Here is a 21,122-nt window from a genome sequence, read left to right as displayed (position 1 = left end):
CATTTTAATCTGTGATCTAAGCTTTTGAATATTTGTTTTTTGAAATTTAACTGATTTTATAATTTTTTCACTGCAGTTTTTTTAAGACTGACATTGAAAAAGATTATGCCGTACAATGTCTGCATTCTTTGAAAATAGCATGTCGCTACGACGACTTTGGAAATAGATAATGAGTAATCAAGACAACCGTCCTGTTATTTTGACAGGCGACCGTCCAACGGGACAACTTCATTTAGGGCACTTTGTCGGATCTTTACGTTCACGTGTGGGGTTGCAGGATTCACACCATCAGCATTTATTATTGGCCGATGCGCAAGCCTTTACTGACAATGCCGATAACTTTGAAAAAGTTCGCCGCAATATTCTTGAAGTTGCCACAGATTACTTAGCAGTCGGGATCGACCCAACCAAAACCACCATTTGCGTGCAGTCGAGCTTACCCGCGCTAAATGAACTCACCATGTTGTATCTCAACTTTGTGACCGTGTCTCGTTTAGAACGTAACCCAACCATCAAGTCTGAAATTCAGATGCGTGGTTTCGAACGTGATATTCCAGCGGGTTTCTTATGCTACCCAGTTGCACAAGCAGCAGATATCACCGCATTTAAAGCAACGGTTGTACCTGTGGGTGAAGACCAGATTCCAATGATCGAACAGACCAATGAAATCGTACGCCGCTTAAACCGTCAGATTGGTCAGGAATTACTGCCTGAATGTAAGGCCCTGCTTTCTAATATGAGTCGTTTACCTGGCTTTGATGGTAAAGCCAAAATGTCGAAATCTTTGGGCAATACCATTGTGTTGGATGCAACCGATAAAGACATTAAAAAAGCTGTTAATGCGATGTACACCGACCCGAACCACCTGCGTGTTGAAGACCCAGGTCAGGTTGAAGGTAATATCGTATTTACGTATTTAGATGCGTTTGATCCAAACAAAGAAGAAGTTGAAGAACTGAAAGCACATTACCGCCGTGGCGGTTTAGGCGATGGTACGGTGAAAAAACGTCTTGAAGGCGTATTGAAAGAGCTGATCACGCCAATTCGTGAACGTCGTATGGAACTTGCGAAAGATCCTGATTACATCATGGATATTTTGAAGACTGGTACAGACAAATGTCGTGATATTACTCAACAGACTCTAGATGAAGTTAAATCGGGTTTAGGGGTGTTTCATTTCTAATCCGTTCTTAAACTAAAGCGCATATTTAAGCCTTTCTCACTGAGAAAGGCTTTTTTGATCACTAAACAAACAAAAATAAGCCACATGCATCTCAAAAACTGACATTTAGTGTCGTTTGTTAACCTAAATTTACAGTAATTAACGTGAATACTCATGAAATAAGAATGCACAGCCCTTATGATAAGTCCATAGCTTAGATTAACCCTGAGATATAACGTTTCTCCTTTTTACCGAAACTGTGTAACAACAGATTCGTAGTTCTACGCAATGAATACCCCAATCATTGCGTATTTTTTTGCCTAAAATTTGTCAAATCACAATTAAATCCGCTTTCTCATTACGTGCCAACAAACTTAGACATTCTGTTTTTTGAATGCTATGCTAAAGCCCAATTTCAATACAATTCTTTTTAAAAATTTACACTTAACTGATAACAGCATAAAAATAGAGAACCTTTAGAATGTGGGAATTATTTACTCACCCATCCAATTTAATTTTTAGTATTTGCCTCAGTCTGATGTTTTTATTGGGACTGCTCGAATTGATTCTATTGGTGTTAGGGGGCGGCTCACAAGGCCTACTTGACCAATTCCTACCTGATGACTTAGGCAGTACTAAAGACGTCGACATTGCACTAGATGCCGATCAAGGTTGGCTCAACGCCCTGCTGGATTGGTTGTTTATTGGCCGTGTTCCTCTCTTGGTTTGGCTGATTATCTTCCTCACTCTATATAGCTTAAGTGGCTTTATTCTACAGTCCATTCTTCAAACTTGGACGGGAAGCTATTGGAGTGCATGGATCATGGCACCACTTTGCCTCATACTTTCGATGCCTATGATTCGTTACAGCGCCATGCTGATTGCTAAAATTTTGCCACAAGATGAAACCACAGCAATTTACAGTGAAGAGCTGATTGGACGAACAGCACTGATTATTTTAGGTGAAGCTAAAGTCAACTCACCTGCTCAAGCACGAGTCCAAGATCAGTTTGGGCAAACGCATTATGTGCTGGTTGAACCTGAAACAGACCTTCATTTTTCTCAAGGTCAAGAAGTCATTTTGACTCAAAAAACCAAGATTGGCTTTAAAGCCATTTCACTTTAATTCTTTCATTTTGTACTTATAACTTTAAATAAAATCGGGACCCTTATGCTCAGCAACAATTTCTATAACATTCTTATTCTTGCAGGGATTATCTTTGCAGCTCTGGTTATTATCGGCATTATTATTGCCCGTCTGTACCGTCGTTCCAGCAAAGAAATCTCTTTCGTACGTACCGGTTTTGGCGGCGAAAAAGTCATTTTAGGTGGCGGTGCAATTGTACTGCCTGTATTACATGAAATTATCCCTGTCAACATGAACACGCTACGTTTAGAGGTTCGCCGTGCTGATGATCAAGCGCTCATTACCCGGGACCGTATGCGCGTCGATGTCATGGCTGAGTTCTATGTCCGTGTGAAGCCACTAGCAGAATCAATTGCAGTGGCCGCGCAGACTTTGGGACAGAAAACCATGTCTCCAAATGAGTTGAAGAACCTTGTAGAAGGTAAATTTGTCGATTCCTTGCGTGCTGTAGCAGCTGAAATGGCGATGGAAGAGTTGCATGAAAAACGCGTGGATTTCGTGCAAAAAGTACAACAAGTCGTGTCCGAAGACTTACATAAAAATGGTCTAGAGCTAGAAACTGTGTCATTAACAGGTTTAGACCAAACAGGTTTCAAATACTTTAACCCTCAAAATGCATTCGATGCCGAAGGTTTAACCAAGCTGACCGAAACAATTGAAGACCGTCGTCGTAAACGTAATCACATTGAGCAAGACGCTGACCTTGCCATTAAGACCAAAAACTTAGAAGCAGAACAAGCGCGCCTACAAATCATTCGTGAAGAAGAATACGCCAAACTACAGCAAGAGCGTGAAATTGCAATTCGCCGTGCAGAACAATTGGCTGAAATTGCCTCTCAAGAAGCAGAGAAAAAACGTGAAGCAGAAGAAGCACGTATTGCAGCTGAGCGTGAAGTAGAGTTAAAGCGTATTGGTGCAGCACGTGATGTGGAAAGCCAAAATATTCAAAAATCACAAATTATTGAACAAGCGCAGGTTGAACAAAAGAAAACCATCGAGCTGGCTGAACAGTCACGTGCCATTGCAATTGCTGAAAAGTCGCGTGAAGAGTCTGAAGCCAAAGCTTCTGCTGACCGTGCCCGTGCTGAAGCCGTTAAAGCCGAAGAAGAAGTGATTACCGTACGTGAAACCCAGCGTGCTGAGCGTCAAAAAGCAGTTGAGTTGGTTGCTGCGAAGCAAGCTGCAGAAAAAGATGCGATTGCGATTACGGTTGCAGCTGAAGCAGGCAAACAAGCCGCTGCCGATGATGCCGAAGCCGTTCGTATTGCAGCGGAAGCTCAAGCCGAACAAGCTCGCTTAAAAGCCAAAGGTGAAGCAGATGCCAAAATACTATTGGCTCAAGCAATGGAAAAACAATACCAAGTCGACGCGGATGGTACACGTGCGGTGAATGAGGCCAACAACGTCTTATCTCCTGAGCAAGTCGAAATGCAAATTCGGCTAGCTTTGTTAAAATACTTACCTGAAATCATTCGTGAAAGTGTTAAACCGATGGAAAATATTGATGACATCAAAATTTTACAGGTCAATGGTTTAGGCAATGTCGGTTCAGTAGCATCTGGGGTTGATGGTGCGGAATCTTCACAAGTTGCTTTGTCTGATCAAGTGGTAAATAGTGCGCTACGCTATCGTACTCAAGCACCACTAATTGATAGCTTGATGAATGAACTAGGGATTCAAGGCGGCGACATCAATGGTTTAACCCAAAGCTTAAAACCGCAAAGCAAAACTCAATAGCACTTATACTTACAAGCAAAAAACGCGACGATCTGTCGCGTTTTTTATCTACTTTAATATTTAACTTTCAATAAAATACACATTTAAGCTGTTAAAACGATAAACCTAAGAATTTGCCCAGCGCAGTAAGCCCATCATCTATTATAAAAATTTAAGTTATTTTAGCTTGATAATAGATTCGCCGACCATCAGAAAAGTCCAAAAAGTAATATGAACATCCTAGACGCTACAATTGAGTGAAAATATTCTAAACAGTAACGGAAAAAACTTTTTAATGAATAAATAGAATTAAGCTATTTAGTGCAAACGCACCCAAAAGAAACGAATCAATTGCCCACGATCATAAGGAAAATTTGAAAGGTACTCATATCCCACTTTATTTCTTTTGTTGACTTTAATTTCAATACCATACCCGAATGAAATACTGAGTACATCCAAGTCTGAACTGTGAAATTCCCCTGTCCCTAATTTATGGCTCAAACCATCCGAGTTGTAGGCCGAGTAGTTAAATATACGAATATATTCATTCTCATAAAAATCGTTATTGATCAATGTATAATCGTTTTCTTCTTCATCATGTTGTGCCGCTAACTGCTGATAATAGTGGAAAATATCATCACTCAAAGACTCAGCCAAGTAGACGTCTTCATTTTCAGCATAAGCGCTATTCATCGCTAGCCCGAACAAGAATAAGCAACGACAAAACAATAAATGAATAGGCTTTAACATCTGCAATACTATGTCTTCAAAAGAATTATTTTAATTATGAATATAGCATAGTCTCCTATATAAACAGTGTACACCAAATATTTATCAACTCTCAGATTGTTAAGTACATAGCAAATCTTGCACTAATTTACCCATTTTGTTTTTTGTCCAATATGGCTAAATATAGTTTTCAGCTAAGATTAAACACTCTAACCCCCATATTATTTTTATACAGAGAAATGTATTAGGGCAAACCAATATGCTCTCCACAAAAAAGCCGTATGTGCAATTAAGACATACGGCTTTTTCCTTTAAAATATAAAAGGCTTAAACTAAACCTTTGTCCTTTAAAAGTTGGAACATCGTTGAACCGAGTTCTGCTGGGCTACGCGTATAGGCCATCCCAGCCTTTTCAAATGCTGCAAACTTTTCTTCCGCAGTACCTTTACCACCAGAAATAATCGCTCCCGCATGCCCCATACGCTTGCCTTTCGGTGCTGTTACACCGGCAATATAACCCACCACAGGTTTAGTCACATGCGATTGAATATATTCCGCGGCTTCTTCTTCAGCCGTACCACCAATCTCACCAATCATGATAATCGCTTCAGTTTGTGGATCGTCTTGGAACAGTTTCAAACAATCAATTTGGTTCATGCCCGGAATTGGATCACCACCAATACCAATACAGGTCGATTGCCCTAAGCCTAGTTTCGTCGTTTGAGCAACTGCCTCATAAGTCAACGTGCCTGAACGCGAGATAATACCAATTTTACCCGGTTGGTGAATATGACCCGGCATAATCCCGATCTTACATTCATCTGGAGTAATAATACCCGGACAGTTTGGACCAATCAGACGTGTACCATTGCCATTGGTTTCAAGATAGCGCTTGGCTTTGAGCATGTCTAAAGTTGGCACGCCTTCTGTGATGACCACAATCAGTCCAACACCTGAGTCCACTGCTTCAATAATTGAATCTAATACAAACGGTGCTGGCACATAAATCACAGTCGCATCTGCGCCTGTGCCTGCAACTGCATCTTTCATGGTGTTAAATACAGGTAAATCTAGGTGGGTTGTGCCACCTTTACCAGGAGTTACCCCGCCAACGACTTTAGTTCCATAATCTAGTGCTTGTGCTGAGTGGAATGTACCGTTTTTACCTGTAAAACCTTGTACCAATACTTTGGTGTCTTTATTAATTAATACGCTCATATTGATACTCCTTACGCTTTTACTGCAGCAACAATTTTTTCTGCGGCATCCGACAAGCCATTTGCAGAAATAAGTTTTAAACCTGATTCGTCAAGTAATTTGGCACCCAATTCAGCATTGTTCCCTTCTAAACGAACAACTACAGGTACGGTCACATTTACTTCTTGAACCGCTGCAATAATTGCTTCAGCAATCATGTCACAACGTACAATTCCACCGAAGATATTAATCAATACCCCTTGTACAGAGGTATCTGCCAGAATAATTTTAAACGCTTCAATTACACGGTCTTTAGTTGCACCACCACCGACATCAAGGAAGTTCGCAGGTTGGCCGCCATAAAGTTTAATAATATCCATGGTTGCCATCGCAAGGCCTGCACCATTAACCATACACCCAATGTTGCCTTCAAGCGCGACGTAGTTGAGGTCAAATTCAGACGCTTTTAACTCACGTTCATTTTCCTGTGACTTATCGCGCAGCGCAGCAATTTCTGGTAAACGGTACAGCGCGTTTGAGTCAATCCCCACTTTGGCATCGACACATAGGATGTCACCATTTTCACGCACAGATAGTGGGTTAATCTCAAATAAAGCAAAGTCATTCTCGATGAATGCTTGATACGCAGCAGACATCACTTTCACAAATTGATTCACTTGACCATCTTTAAGGTTCAACTTAAATGCAACTTCGCGTGCTTGAAATGGCAATAAGCCAACCAAAGGATCGACTTCAACTTTGATAATTTTTTCAGGGGTTTCTTCAGCAACCTTTTCAATTTCAACGCCACCTTCGGTCGAAGCCATAAAGGTCACACGACGGCTTGAGCGGTCAACCACTGCACCTAAATACAGCTCACGCTCCACAGGATAAACATCTTCCGCGACAAGTACGCTGTTGACAGGTTGGCCATGACTATCGGTTTGATAGGTAACGAGGTTGGTCCCGATGATGCTTTTTGCATATTCAGCAGCTTCCATTGCTGACTTTACAACTTTTACGCCACCCGCCTTACCACGACCACCCGCATGCACCTGGGCTTTCATTACAGCAAATTTTCCGCCTATTTGATCAAAGGCTTTTACTGCTTCTTCTGGAGTGGTGGCAAGTACGCCCTCTTGGACAGGCATACCATATTTTTTTAATAGCGCTTTAGCTTGATATTCATGTAAATTCATCGACTAACCTTTTTATTACTGCTTATTTACTTTTTGTTGCACCGAAACTGTTTACTATCACAGTAACCATTTTGGATTTTTAAAACTTCTTGTCTTTATTTTTAGATGATTCTTCATGAGAAGACAACACCTGAAACAAAAAAGAGCGACCGTAGTCGCTCTTTTCGTTGTCTTATTTGCGTTTACGCTGGATTGCGTGAATCGCTCGACCATCCACTGCAAGTGCAGCTTCATGAACCACTTCTGAGAATGTTGGGTGACCGAAAGTCATCAACTGTAGATCTTCAACCGAAGATACAAACTCAAGTGCAATCATACCTTGGTGTACGATGTCAGATGCAGCAGGTCCAATCACGTGCATACCCAGTAAACGATCAGTTTTTGCATCAGCAACAAACTTCACGAAACCAGCACCTTCACCAGCTGCTAAAGCACGACCATTGACAGCAAAACCGAATTGACCTGTTTTAACTTCATGGCCTTTTTCTTTGGCTTGCTCTTCAGTTAAACCGACCCATGCTGCTTCTGGATGTGTGTAGATCACAGAAATGATCGTGTCATAGTTCACTTGAGCTGCATGACCGTGAATACGCTCAACAGCCATTACACCTTCTTCCATCGCTTTATGCGCAAGCATTGGGCCACGGACCAAGTCACCAATTGCATATACACCGTCAACAGACGTCGCACACCAATCGTTCACATCAACTAAACCGCGTTCAGTGAGTTTGATGCCGCAATCATCAGCCAATAGACCTTCAGCATATGCACGACGGCCTACACAAACGATCAACTTATCAAACGCTTGAGTTTTTTCTTCGCCGCCTTGAGTATATTTAACAGTGACTTCAGAACCATTAACTTCTGTGCCAGCAACTTTAGCACCAACACGGATATCAAGACCTTGTTTCGTCAAAAGTTTTTGGTAGTCTTTCGCCAAGGCTTTATCAGCCATTGGTAAGAATGCGTCCATCGCTTCAAATACAACAACTTCAGCACCTAGACGACGCCATACTGAACCAAGCTCTAGACCGATTACGCCCGCACCAATGACACCTAAACGCTTAGGTACTTCTTGGAATTCTAGTGCGCCTGTAGAGTCAACAATAATGTCTTGATCTACTGGAGCTACAGGAATGTTCACAGGCACAGAACCCGTCGCAAGAATCACATATTTAGGCTCTAAAATTTGAGTTTCACCTTCGTGAGATACAAACTCGACTTTTTTGCCTGCAAGTAATTTACCTGTACCTTTTAACCACTCGATACCATTACCTTTAAGTAATTGGTCGATACCGCCAGTTAATTGGTCAACGATTTTGTCTTTACGCGCAAGGAGTTTAGGCAAATCAAAGTTCACTTCACCTGTTGTAATACCGTGATCAGCTAAGTGATGCACTGTATCTTCGTAGCGGTGAGAAGAATCAAGCAATGCTTTAGACGGAATACAACCCACGTTTAAGCACGTCCCACCTAATGATGGTTTGCCTTTGTGAATACGTTTTTCAATACACGCAACTTTAAAACCAAGCTGCGCTGCACGAATCGCTGCTTCATAGCCACCTGGGCCACCGCCAATTACAACAAGATCAAATTGTTGAGACATTTTTATCTCCAAAAATGGGCTTAGAGGATCGCTCTAAGCCCATGTTTTATTCTTTAGAATTAAAGGTCAAGGATCAATTTAGCTGGTTCTTCTAACAATTCTTTGATTGTTACAAGGAAACCAACTGCTTCTTTACCATCGATTAGACGGTGGTCATAAGAAAGCGCTAAATACATCATCGGTAAGATTTCTACTTGACCGTTTACAGCCATTGGACGCTCTTGGATTTTATGCATACCCAAAATCGCAGTTTGTGGTGTATTCAAGATCGGAGTCGACAATAATGAACCGAAAGTACCACCGTTGGTGATTGTGAACGTACCGCCAGTCATGTCTTCGATGCCCAATTTGCCATCACGTGCTTTGTAAGCAAAGTCACGGATACCATTTTCAACTTCAGCATAGTTCATTCGGTCTGTATCACGAAGCACAGGTACAACTAGACCACGCTCAGAAGATACCGCTACACCGATGTCATAATAACCGTGGTAAACAATGTCATCACCATCAATTGAAGCGTTAACTGCTGGGTAGCGTTTAAGCGCTTCAGTTGCAGCTTTAACAAAGAAAGACATAAAGCCAAGACGCGCACCGTGACGCTTCTCAAATGCGTCTTTGTATTGAGCACGCATTTCCATGATTGGCTTCATGTTCACTTCGTTAAACGTCGTCAACATTGCAGTTTCTTGCGTTGCAGCAAGCAGACGCTCAGCAACACGCTTACGAAGACGTGTCATAGGAACACGCTTCTCAACACGCTCACCCACAGCAACACTTAATGGTGCTGCAGCTGGAGCTGCTGGTTTAGTTTGGTGATTTGCCACATCTTCTTTTGTGATACGACCACCACGGCCTGTACCTGCAACATCAGCAGCTGGAATACCAGACTCAGTCAATGCTTTACGCACAGCAGGCGCTTGATCAGCAACTTGAGCACGTTCAACGACTGGTGCAGCACCCGCTTCAGTTTGAACAACCGCTTGTTCTACTTTCGCTTCAGACTGAACTGCTTCAGTTTGCGCAGCGCCAGATACAGCACCTTCTTCAAACTGTGCAATCACTTCATTTGAAAGAACAGTGTCACCTTCACCTTTAATGATCGATGCAATTGTACCGTCAGCAGGAGCAACAACTTCTAAAACAACTTTATCTGTTTCAATATCACAGATCACTTCATCACGTGATACTGCTTCACCTGGTTGTTTGTGCCAAGTTGCGATTGTTCCGTCCGCAACTGACTCAGGGAATACCGGTGCTTTAATTTCGGTTGCCATTACTAAGAATCTCCTGTTATTCAGCTACGATCGCTAAAGCGTCATTTACGAGCTGAGCTTGTTGTTTTGCATGCAAATATGGTGAACCACAAGCCGGTGCAGCAGAAGCTTCACGACCTGCATAACTGATACGTACTGGTTTAGCCGACTTCATTACATCATCATATAAACGAGGGGCAATAAATAACCAAGCACCTTGGTTCTTCGGCTCTTCTTGCGTCCAAACAATGTCTTTCACATTTGGATATTGAGCAAGAACTTCAGCAATACGTTGTTCAGGGTATGGATACAATTGTTCAATACGAACGATTGCAGTGTTATTCAACTCTTGCTCACGACGTTTCTCAAGCAAGTCATAGTAAACCTTACCACCACAAAGCACTAAACGTGTTACGTCTGCTTTGTTGATGTTGTCGATTTCATCAATCACAGTTTGGAATGTACCATTTGCAAGTTCACTTAAAGTAGACGTTGCAAGCTTGTGACGAAGTAAAGACTTCGGTGACATGATGATCATTGGCTTACGAATTGGGCGAATCGCTTGACGACGTAAAGCATGGAAAATCTGTGCAGGCGTAGTCGGTGTCATCACTTGCATGTTGTCTTCAGCACATAGCTGCAAGAAACGCTCTAAACGTGCAGATGAGTGCTCTGGACCTTGACCTTCAAAACCGTGAGGAAGAAGTAAGGTTAAACCACACACACGCTCCCACTTGGTTTCACCTGATGCGATGAACTGATCGATTACCACCTGTGCACAGTTTGCGAAGTCACCAAATTGTGCTTCCCAAATGATCAAACTCTTAGGCAGAGTCGTTGCATAACCATACTCAAAACCTAACACCGCCATTTCAGACAACAATGAGTCATAAATAGCAGTACGTGGTTGATTTTCTTTGATATGGCAAAGTGGAATGTACGTTGAACCATCCACTTGGTTATGCAGTTTTGCATGACGGTGTGAGAAGGTACCACGACCAACGTCTTCACCAGTCAAACGAACCAAATAGCCATCATCTAAAATAGATGCATAAGCCAAAGTTTCTGCAGCACCCCAGTTCAATGGCATTTCGCCAGTTTGCATTTTTAAGCGATCATCAATCACTTTTGCAACTTGACGCTGCATCACGAAGCCTTCAGGAAGCTCGCGCATTTTGCGACCAAGCTCTTTTAAGCGATCCTCAGAACATGTTGTATCCCATACGTCTGTATAGTCATGTCCTAAGTACGGTGCCCAATCTACAAACATTTTTGTATTTGGTTCAAGTACCAATGCATTTGCAACGTGCTTACCTGCTTCTAAATCAGCACGGTAGTCTTCAACCATTTGATCTGCTTTAGCACGGTCTAATACGCTTTCTTGAACCAATTGGTCTGCATACAGCGCACGCGTTGTCGTTTTCTTGTTGATGACTTGATACATCATTGGCTGAGTTGCAGCTGGCTCGTCCGCTTCGTTGTGACCACGACGGCGGTAACAGAACATATCAATGACAACGTCTTTACGGAAAGTATGACGGAAGTCATGTGCCAATTGCGCAACAAACAATACTGATTCAGGATCATCACCGTTCACATGGAAGATCGGTGCTTGGATCATTTTCGCGATGTCCGTACAGTATTCTGTAGAACGCGCATCACGTGGATCAGACGTTGTGAAACCGACTTGGTTATTCACCACAATATGAACCGTACCACCCACTGTATAGCCACGTGTTTGTGACATTTGGAAGGTTTCTTGGTTAACACCTTGACCTGCAAATGCAGCATCACCGTGAACAATTACTGGCAATACGTCATCGCCACCAATGTCTTTACGACGAACTTGACGTGCACGCACTGAACCTTCAACCACAGGGCCGACGATTTCTAAGTGAGACGGGTTAAACGCCAATGCCAAGTGAACTTCGCCACCTGGAGTCATTACGTTTGAAGAGAAACCTTGGTGGTACTTAACGTCACCAGAACCTTTTTTATGTAAGCTCTTACCTTCGAACTCACCAAATAGGTCTGCTGGGTTTTTACCCATGATGTTTACAAGAAGGTTCAAACGACCACGGTGTGGCATACCAATGACCACTTCTTTACAACCTACAGAACCTGCACGCTGAATTAAAGCATCAACCATTGGAATGAAAGATTCACCACCTTCCACGCCGAAACGTTTTGCACCAACGTATTTATTACCTAGGAATTTTTCTAGGCCTTCAGCCGCAGTTAAACGCTCTAATACGTGTTTTTTCTGTTCTGCAGTGAAGTTGAATTGACCACGTGCACCTTCAAGGCGTTGTTGAATCCAACGTTTTTCTTTGGTATCAACAATGTGCATGTATTCTGCACCAATTGAAGCACAGTACGTTGCTTCCATGGCTTGAACCATTTCACCTAGAGTTGCTTCGTCTTTACCAATCAAAAGATTACCTGTATTGAATACAGTGTCTAAATCAGATTGGGTTAAGCCATGTGCAGCAAGGTCAAGATCTGGCACGATTTCACGTTTTGCCAAACCTAAAGGATCAAGCTTCGCTTTTTGGTGACCGCGGTTACGGTACGCTGCGATCAGTTGTAGTACGCCAATTTGACGACGCTCATGTTCTGTACTAACAGAACTCTGTACCACTGCTTGAACACGACTTGAATTACGACCTAGTAATAAGAATTGCTCACGTACATTGCTGTGTGGTTGATCACCTTTCGGGTATTTATCGAAGTATGCACGCCAGTCAGCTTCTACTGAGTCTGGTGCAGCCAAGTACTGCTCATAAAGTTCTTCAATATACGCTGCACTATCAGCGGAAAGTTCAGTGTCAAGACGCAATGCGTCAGCAACTTCTTGCATTTGTGGACCCATTTCCTATTGCAAAAACATTTCAGGATGCTTTTTAAGCGAACCCATGATTAGTAATGTCAAATTGGTAACATGACATTAGTCCCCATAAGGCGGATGCCATGAGGCGTTATCACTACATTAGAATTACCCAATGTGACAATGAATCATAACGCCCTCAGCGGCATCATCACTCATTCATACCCGGCCAAAACCGAGCAATTTTTTGCAAATCGACTTAGAAAAAATAAGGCGATGCATTATTTTTTCTAAAGCGACTAACCCTTCATTTATACTCGCTCTAATGCTGCTTAAATGTTGAATTAATGTACATATTTAGCGCGCATTTTTTAAATATAAACGTGCAAAAATTTTAACATACTCCCCATATTTCAATTGATTTTTTTGACACATACCTTTCATAAATTGGCGAAATACACATATCAAAATTTCATCTAATATATGGTGCTTTAAATAAAACCGAGTTTCAACGTAGACCAAAGTCTACTCCAAAAAACACATACGAAAAGAGAGCATCATCTTTCAATATGCCCTCCCCATCAACAACATCCATATTAACATCTTCATAACTTTTTTTGCAGACTCATACTTGCACTTATTTATGACATTTGTTTTAAATCGCCGCGCTTTTCACCAATCTGGTGCAATTTCCAAAAAAGCCACCTATCACAAACAAAAATAGTGCCAACCTCACACTCTCACTCAACTTTATTTCTACAGCAAAAATCTAGCTATAAAATAAAAAAGCACACCCTAAAGGTGTGCTTTTTCTAACTGAAGATCAGCCTACAGATTAACCCGCAGCATCTAAAAGCATGTTACGGATGTGACCGATTGCTTTAGTTGGATTCAAACCTTTAGGACACACTGATACACAGTTCATAATACCTTTACAACGGAATAGCGAGAATGGGTCGTCTAGACGAGCCAAACGCTCTTGAGTTGCTGTATCACGAGAGTCGATGATAAAACGGTATGCATTTAACAACGCTGAAGGACCCAAGAACTTGTCTGGGTTCCACCAGAATGATGGGCATGAAGTTGAACAACATGCACAAAGAATACATTCATATAAACCATCTAAGTGTTCACGCTCTTCAGGAGACTGTAAACGCTCTTTTGGTGGCGCAGGTTGGTTGTTGATCAAGAATGGATGAATTTTGTTGTACTGATCGTAGAACTGGTTCATATCCACAACTAAATCTTTAACCACAGGCAAACCAGGTAAAGGACGAACTGTAATCACTTCTGGTAAGTCGTTTAGGTTCCAAAGACATGCTAAACCATTTTTACCATTGATGTTCACACCATCCGAACCACAAATACCTTCACGGCATGAACGACGGAATGTTAATGATTCATCCTGTACTTTCAATGCAAGAAGTGCATCAAGCAACATACGGTGCTTATCAGTCAATTCTAACTTGAAAGTTTGCATGTACGGCGCTGCATCCTTATCAGGATCGTAGCGGTAGATATTAAATGTACGAGTACCTCTACTCATCTTACTTCTCCCAATTAGAATGTACGTGGTTTAGGTGGAATTGCAGCAACAGACAATGGCTTGTAACGTACTGGCTTGTACTCAAGACGGTTATCGCTAGAGAACCATAATGTGTGCTTCATCCACTCATCATCACGACGGCCATATGGGTAAGCTGGGTGATCAGGCGACTCTTCAAAATCTACAACCGTATGCGCACCACGGCACTCTTTACGAGCTGCTGCTGAGATCAATGTCGCTTTAGCCACTTCATACAAGTTTTCAACTTCTAAAGCTTCTACACGCGCAGTGTTAAATACTTTAGATTTGTCTTTCAAGTGAATGTTACGTACACGTGGTTCAATCGCAAGAATCTGCTTCACACCTTCTTCAAGAAGTGCAGTTGTACGGAATACACCAGCATGGTCTTGAACGATGTCACGAATTGCATCTGCAACCTCTTGAGCATTTTCACCAGTTGTTGAGTCATCCAATTTACGGATACGTGCAACAGTTTGCTCAAGTACAGTCGTAGGAAGCGGTTGGTATTCATCACCGTGATGTTTAGTCACGTAGTCAATGATGTGCTCACCCGCAGCTTTACCAAATACAACCAAGTCAAGTAATGAGTTCGTACCTAAACGGTTTGCACCATGTACAGACACGCAAGAACATTCACCAATTGCATAGAAGCCTTTAACAGGTTTCGTAAAGTTACGATCGCCCGCATTAGTCGAATAGATATCGCTATCTTTGTCATAATGTGCTGCAAATGCTTCAGTTTCAGAACCTTCAGGCACAACCACTTGACCGTGGATATTCGTTGGAATACCACCCATTTGGTAGTGAATTGTTGGTACAACTGGAATTGGTTCTTTGGTGATGTCAACGTTCGCGAATTTCTTACCAATCTCAAAAACAGATGGAAGACGTTTCATGATCGTTTCAGCACCCAAGTGCGTCATATCAAGCAAGATGTAGTCTTTCTTCGGACCACAACCACGACCTTCTTTAATTTCTTGGTCCATAGAACGTGATACGAAGTCACGTGGCGCCAAGTCTTTTAAAGTTGGTGCATAGCGCTCCATGAATGGCTCACCAGCATCATTACGAAGGATTGCACCTTCACCACGACAACCTTCAGTTAACAATACGCCTGCACCAGCAACACCCGTTGGGTGGAACTGCCAGAATTCCATATCTTGCAATGGAATACCTGCACGAGCCGCCATACCAAGGCCGTCACCAGTGTTGATATAAGCATTGGTTGATGCACGGTAAACACGACCCGCACCACCTGTAGCAAACAATGTCGCTTTGGCTTGGAATACTGCAATTTTACCCGTTTCTTGGTCAATTGCTGTTACACCTAGTACATCACCTGCTTCGTTACGAATCAGGTCAAGTGCGATCCATTCAACAAAAAATTGCGTACCCATTTTCACGTTGCTTTGATAAAGCGTGTGAAGAAGTGCGTGACCTGTACGGTCAGCAGCAGCACATGCACGTGGAACTGCTTTTTCACCGTAGTTTGCAGAGTGACCACCGAATGGACGTTGGTAAATCGTACCGTCTGCGTTACGGTCAAATGGCATACCCAAGTGTTCTAACTCATAAACCACTTGTGGCGCTTCACGCGTCATAAACTCGATCGCGTCTTGGTCGCCTAACCAGTCAGAACCTTTAACAGTGTCATAGAAGTGGTAGTGCCAGTTATCTTCTTGCATGTTACCAAGAGATGCACCAATACCACCCTGCGCTGCAACTGTGTGCGAACGAGTTGGGAATACTTTAGTTAAAACAGCAACTTTCAAACCAGCTTGAGCAAGTTGGTAAGACGCGCGCATACCAGAACCACCACCACCAACGATGACAGCATCGAAAGTTTCGTGTGGAATATTTGTGTAATCTTCTTTAGGGGTTATAGCGCCCATGATCTATTCCTATCAATTCGCCCAAAAAATCTGGATTGCCCAGATCGCATATGCAAATACAGCAATAATTACTGCTGAAGTCAGTACAAGGCGTAAACCTGAAGCTGAAGGACCCATTTGACGAGTAGTCACATAATCCGTGAATACCTGCCACATACCAATCCAAGCATGTGCAACAAGAGATAAGACGGCCAATAAAGATAAAATCTTCATTGGAGCTGTCATCATAAAGCCGTACCACTGTTCATAGCTAAAACCGCCATTGCATAGGATCCAACCTAAAACAACAACTGTATAAACCGCTAATACGACAGCACTTACACGTTGGATAAACCAATCGCGAGAACCTGAACCCGTTAAACCAGTAGCACTTTTCATTAGATAACAATCCATACAAATGCCGCAACGATACCGATTGCAGACAAGATCAATGAAATAGTAGCTGCGATACGACCACTTTGCAGTTCTTCAGCAATACCGATATCTGCAAGTAAGTGCTTAACGCCCGCAATAAAGTGGAAAATTAAGCCGGCTACAAATACCCATACGACAAAACGCACAATGAAGCTATTAAAAATAGCCTGAACTTGAGCAAATCCTTCAGGCGAAGACAATGACTTGTCTAAAATCCATAGAAGTACCGGTACGAGTAAAAATACGATGACACCTGATAGACGGTGTAAGATTGATGCAATAGCCACAGGGGATTTTAAGTTTACTTCTAAAACTTGACCCATGGACAAATTGACAGGTCTGTTGCTTTTCACAGCGGGCATCCTGTAAGTAAAAACTCCATCCGGAGTTTGTTGGAATTAATTCGAAGGAAAGCTGGCATTGTTCAGCAGCTACTTTAAAACTCTAAATTAAATAGCGTTTGAACTTAAAACGACACTGAATTATAAGACGTGAACTATCAAAATACAAACAATGCCCTTGGCCTTTTTGCATAAAAATTCTTTAAATAAGAATCATTAACACATAGATAAATGCCTTGCGCTACAATACTTTAGCTTCAAATCTCAGCTATATGGTTGGTTTTTATAAAATAAACACCAAATTCAAGCGCTAAAATTTATACAAAAACGGTAAAATTCGACTTTAGACTAAAGATGCACAAAAAAGTCTTGTTTTTAAAACTAGCTAATTTCACTGCTTTATTTTAATCATTTTTTATTTATATATAAAATGTTCATTATTTTATTTTAATATAGTGACATAAATATGCATGATGTTGGTGCAACAGATTAATCCCCTACAAGATTGAAATATCTCGTAATAAATTTTAATTAAAACAATTTTTTCACATCCGTATAAATAAAAAAAGTGACTTATATATCGTTTTCGAAATACCAAATAAGCTATTTTTTATACAATTAAATCATTTTATTTGAGTCACTTATTGTTTTTAACAATGACTACGAAAGCAGCATTTTCTTTTTAAAATGATGCGTAAGTTACGAGAATCATAATAAATGTAAATATATGACGACTTGAATTCTGTTTCTTTTCAAGCGCTTTTTTCAATATAAAACTGCTTACAATTGCGCCAGCAACATTTTTTATTTATGCACTTGCTCCTTGAATTAACTTATTATAGTGTGTCAGTGCTGTGATTTTATGCAAATTTTAATGGATTAAATCTTAACTATAACTTCGGAAGTCATCATTTTATCCATAAGTATAATTGACAAAATTTCAGCACTCTCTACTCTTAGAGCAAATTTTTAATCCGTCTGATTCGTGCATTAAAAGATGAGTATTTCGAGTCAGATAAATCATTCACCAGGACAGGAGATCTATTGAATGTCTGAAGCAACTGGCAAAAAAGCCGTTTTACAGCTTGATGGCAAAGAAATTGAATTACCAATTTACAGCGGCACATTGGGCCCAGATGTAATCGACGTTAAGGATGTATTGGCCGCAGGTCACTTCACTTTTGATCCTGGTTTTATGGCTACTGCTGCATGCGAGTCTAAAATCACTTTCATCGACGGTAACAAAGGTGTGCTTTTACACCGTGGCTACCCAATCGACCAGTTAGCAACTAAAGCTGACTACTTAGAAACTTGCTACTTACTTCTCAATGGCGAGCTTCCAACAGCTGAACAAAAAGAAGTATTTGATGCTAAAGTTCGTAACCACACTATGGTTCACGATCAAGTTAGCCGCTTCTTCAATGGTTTCCGTCGCGATGCTCACCCTATGGCGATCATGGTTGGTGTAGTTGGTGCGCTTTCTGCGTTCTATCACAACAACTTAGACATCGAAAATGTTGATCACCGTGAAATTACAGCTATCCGCTTAATTGCTAAAGTACCTACTTTGGCTGCGTGGAGCTACAAGTACACTGTAGGTCAACCATTCGTTTACCCACGTAATGACTTAAGCTACGCTGAAAACTTCTTATACATGATGTTTGCTACTCCAGCAGACCGTGATTACAAAGTAGATCCTATCCTTGCTAAAGCAATGGACCGTATCTTCACGCTTCACGCAGACCACGAACAAAATGCTTCTACGTCTACAGTACGTTTAGCTGGTTCTACTGGCGCGAACCCATATGCATGTATCGCTGCGGGTATCTCTGCACTTTGGGGCCCTGCTCACGGCGGCGCGAATGAAGCTGTTCTTAAGATGCTTGATGAAATCGGCACTGTAGAGAACGTTGCTGACTTCATGGAAAAAGTGAAAACTAAAGAAGTTAAACTCATGGGCTTCGGTCACCGTGTGTACAAAAACTTCGATCCACGTGCGAAAGTAATGAAAGAAACTTGCGACGAAGTTCTTGGTGCGCTTGGCATCAACGATCCACAGCTTGCTCTTGCTATGGAACTTGAACGTATCGCGCTTTCTGATGAATACTTCATCAAACGTAACTTATACCCGAACGTAGACTTCTACTCAGGTATCATCCTTAAAGCGATTGGTATCCCGACAGAAATGTTTACAGTGATCTTCGCGCTTGCACGTACTGTTGGTTGGATCAGCCACTGGTTAGAAATGCACAGCGGTCCGTACAAGATCGGTCGTCCTCGTCAGCTTTACACTGGCGAAGTTCAACGCGACATCAACCGTTAATTCGGTCTGCGTTGATAGACAAAAAAAACCACCCGCATGGGTGGTTTTTTATATGTTGAACTTTAAATCTACCATTTATGAATGACACACTTAAAGTATTAAAAGGCCTGAACAGACTCAGGCTTTTTTAATACTTAATGTGACTACTTTAAGCTTCAACAACATCGTAGTGTTTTAGCTCAAGCGTAGATAAACGTTGCTTTAACTCGGCCAAGGACCACGGCCAAGCCGCGAAGTTACGCCCATTTTGATCTAAATAATAGCTTGAGCAGCCGCCTCGGTTAAATACGGTGGTTTTTAAATGAGTTTGTACCTTGGCATTGTGATAACGTAGAACATCTCGTTTCACCATCATACGTTTAAAGCCTTGCTGCTTCATTTTTAGTAGACCATCTACAATGTACTGAATCTGCGCTTCAGCAATGCCAATAAACGAGTCATAGACCAAGATATTTGGCCCCAGTACCAAAAATGCATTCGGCACATTTTCCAAACTTGTACCCAAGTACGCTTCTGGAGAACCGCTCTTCCAAAGGTCGGCCAGTCGCTCACCTTGGGCATTCCATACGCGTTGGCCAATTGGAGGATGTGCCACTTCAAAACCAGTTCCCCAGATAATGACATCAACCTCAAATCGTTCCCCATTTGCCGCAATGACACTCTGCCCATCAATCTCGACCAAACCTTGGGGTAACAGCGTGACATTGTCTTGTTGCAGTGCTGGATAATAATTGTTGGCAAATAAAAGTCGCTTACAGCCGATCGAAAAGTTAGGCGTTACGGCTTTACGTAAGGAGTCATCCTGTATTTGTAATTTTAATAATTGACGGCTTAAAATATTGACTGGTTCAAGCAGTGACGGGTGACGCAGCCCAAAGTTGATCCCATTTAAAATACTGGAAACACTGTTCCTCCAGCCTTGCTGAATCATCGGAAATTTGGCCACCAGCGACTTTACTGTAGCATTGAGCTGCATATCCGCTTTGGGCAAAACCCACGGCGCAGTCCGCTGAAATACGATCAACTCTTTCGCCAATGGCTGAATTTGTGGAATAAACTGAATGGCAGACGCACCTGTTCCAATCACTGCAACCCGCTTTCCCGTTAAGTCATAATCATGTTTCCAACGGGCTGAATGGAACATTTCTCCTTTAAATCCTTCTATCCCTTTAATCTTAGGTACAGATGGTTCTGTAATCGGCCCTGTGCCAAAGATCACGGTTCGTGCTTGATATGCCCCTTGAGAAGTTTCAAGTTGCCAAATATTCGCCTCTTCATTCCACTTTGCACTGAGCAACTCATGCTGAAAGCGGATTTTGTCTTGTAATTCAAACTGCTCAACCACCTGTTCCAAGTAACTTAAAATTTCAGGTTGTTTCGCAAATAAATGGCTCCATTGATGACTAGGTGCAAAGGAAAATGAATACAATGCCGAAGGTACATCACAGCCACAGCCGGGGTAATTATTATCACGCCACGTACCACCAACTCTCTCTGCCTTTTCTAAAACCAGATAGTCCTGATAGCCGACTTGTTTCATTTTATAAGCCGCAGCAATGCCCGAAATCCCAGCACCTACAACAATGGTATCGTAAGTATGTGCGGCTTTAGGACGAAGCACAGCCTTTTTACGGGTTTGCTTAGGTTGAGCTTCCGTACTTTTTGGCGTCGTAGTTTGATCTCGCATTTGATCAGACGGTGCTTGCACATCTGCTTGCTCTGTCTCTAATTGCGTTTCCATATTCATTT

15 protein-coding genes are annotated in these 21,122 nt (G+C 41.9%); 4 read left to right on the top strand and 11 right to left on the bottom strand.

Annotated elements, in window-relative coordinates; genetic code table 11:
* The first annotated feature begins 169 nt into the window (after nt 1-169).
* The 3 genes from trpS to AC5EUN_RS03545 all read left to right on the top strand — a co-directional run bounded on the left by trpS (nt 170) and on the right by AC5EUN_RS03545 (nt 4,046).
* Nucleotides 170-1,183, top strand: a complete 1,014-nt coding sequence (gene trpS, locus AC5EUN_RS03555) for a tryptophan--tRNA ligase (protein WP_004695576.1) — start codon at nt 170-172, stop codon at nt 1,181-1,183.
* 460 nt (nt 1,184-1,643) lie between these two features.
* Nucleotides 1,644-2,288: a YqiJ family protein gene (locus AC5EUN_RS03550; protein ID WP_010327282.1), complete on the top strand. Its 645-nt coding sequence runs from the start codon at nt 1,644-1,646 to the stop codon at nt 2,286-2,288.
* A 45-nt stretch (nt 2,289-2,333) separates the two neighbouring features.
* Nucleotides 2,334-4,046: a flotillin family protein gene (locus AC5EUN_RS03545; RefSeq protein ID WP_005400417.1), complete on the top strand. Its 1,713-nt coding sequence runs from the start codon at nt 2,334-2,336 to the stop codon at nt 4,044-4,046.
* A gap of 297 nt (nt 4,047-4,343) precedes the next feature.
* Here AC5EUN_RS03545 and AC5EUN_RS03540 read toward each other — a convergent pair whose 3' ends face one another.
* The 10 genes from AC5EUN_RS03540 to sdhC all read right to left on the bottom strand — a co-directional run bounded on the left by AC5EUN_RS03540 (nt 4,344) and on the right by sdhC (nt 17,071).
* Nucleotides 4,344-4,718 carry a hypothetical protein gene (locus tag AC5EUN_RS03540; protein WP_010327283.1) on the bottom strand — a complete coding sequence of 125 codons (375 nt, stop codon included), beginning with the start codon at nt 4,716-4,718 and terminating at the stop codon, nt 4,344-4,346.
* Between the two features lie 363 nt (nt 4,719-5,081).
* Nucleotides 5,082-5,972, bottom strand: coding sequence for a succinate--CoA ligase subunit alpha (sucD, locus tag AC5EUN_RS03535; protein ID WP_010327286.1), 891 nt, complete (start codon nt 5,970-5,972; stop codon nt 5,082-5,084).
* 11 nt (nt 5,973-5,983) lie between these two features.
* Entirely contained in the window at nt 5,984-7,150 is a 1,167-nt protein-coding gene (gene sucC, locus AC5EUN_RS03530) for an ADP-forming succinate--CoA ligase subunit beta (protein WP_010327288.1), read from the bottom strand.
* A 172-nt stretch (nt 7,151-7,322) separates the two neighbouring features.
* Nucleotides 7,323-8,756 (bottom strand): dihydrolipoyl dehydrogenase, encoded by a 1,434-nt coding sequence (gene lpdA, locus AC5EUN_RS03525; RefSeq protein ID WP_010327289.1) that lies wholly within the window; start codon nt 8,754-8,756, stop codon nt 7,323-7,325.
* A gap of 59 nt (nt 8,757-8,815) precedes the next feature.
* Entirely contained in the window at nt 8,816-10,030 is a 1,215-nt protein-coding gene (gene odhB, locus AC5EUN_RS03520) for a 2-oxoglutarate dehydrogenase complex dihydrolipoyllysine-residue succinyltransferase (protein ID WP_004695562.1), read from the bottom strand.
* 16 nt (nt 10,031-10,046) lie between these two features.
* Nucleotides 10,047-12,869, bottom strand: a complete 2,823-nt coding sequence (locus AC5EUN_RS03515) for a 2-oxoglutarate dehydrogenase E1 component (RefSeq protein WP_010327290.1) — start codon at nt 12,867-12,869, stop codon at nt 10,047-10,049.
* An 802-nt stretch (nt 12,870-13,671) separates the two neighbouring features.
* Nucleotides 13,672-14,382 (bottom strand): succinate dehydrogenase iron-sulfur subunit, encoded by a 711-nt coding sequence (locus AC5EUN_RS03510; protein ID WP_004982744.1) that lies wholly within the window; start codon nt 14,380-14,382, stop codon nt 13,672-13,674.
* A gap of 14 nt (nt 14,383-14,396) precedes the next feature.
* A complete protein-coding gene (locus tag AC5EUN_RS03505) occupies nt 14,397-16,295 on the bottom strand; it encodes an FAD-binding protein (protein WP_010327291.1) in 1,899 nt (632 codons plus the stop codon).
* 12 nt (nt 16,296-16,307) lie between these two features.
* Nucleotides 16,308-16,673: a succinate dehydrogenase, hydrophobic membrane anchor protein gene (sdhD, locus tag AC5EUN_RS03500; RefSeq protein ID WP_004695554.1), complete on the bottom strand. Its 366-nt coding sequence runs from the start codon at nt 16,671-16,673 to the stop codon at nt 16,308-16,310.
* On the bottom strand, nt 16,673-17,071 hold the full coding sequence (gene sdhC / locus AC5EUN_RS03495; protein WP_005400408.1) for a succinate dehydrogenase, cytochrome b556 subunit: 399 nt from the start codon (nt 17,069-17,071) through the stop codon (nt 16,673-16,675). Before sdhC ends, sdhD begins: the two co-directional genes overlap by 1 nt.
* A gap of 1,027 nt (nt 17,072-18,098) precedes the next feature.
* On the opposite strand from sdhC, the gene gltA reads away from it, so the two are divergent.
* A complete protein-coding gene (gene gltA, locus AC5EUN_RS03490; RefSeq protein WP_004695551.1) occupies nt 18,099-19,373 on the top strand; it encodes a citrate synthase in 1,275 nt (424 codons plus the stop codon).
* Between the two features lie 148 nt (nt 19,374-19,521).
* On the opposite strand, the gene AC5EUN_RS03485 is transcribed toward gltA, so the two are convergent.
* Nucleotides 19,522-21,114 carry a flavin-containing monooxygenase gene (locus tag AC5EUN_RS03485; RefSeq protein ID WP_010327293.1) on the bottom strand — a complete coding sequence of 531 codons (1,593 nt, stop codon included), beginning with the start codon at nt 21,112-21,114 and terminating at the stop codon, nt 19,522-19,524.
* Nucleotides 21,115-21,122 lie beyond the last annotated feature (8 nt).

Source organism: Acinetobacter sp. CAU_H_S170_2 (assembly GCF_058890445.1).
Note: the sequence above shows the minus strand (reverse complement) of the source record. Positions and strands in the feature narration are given on the sequence as shown.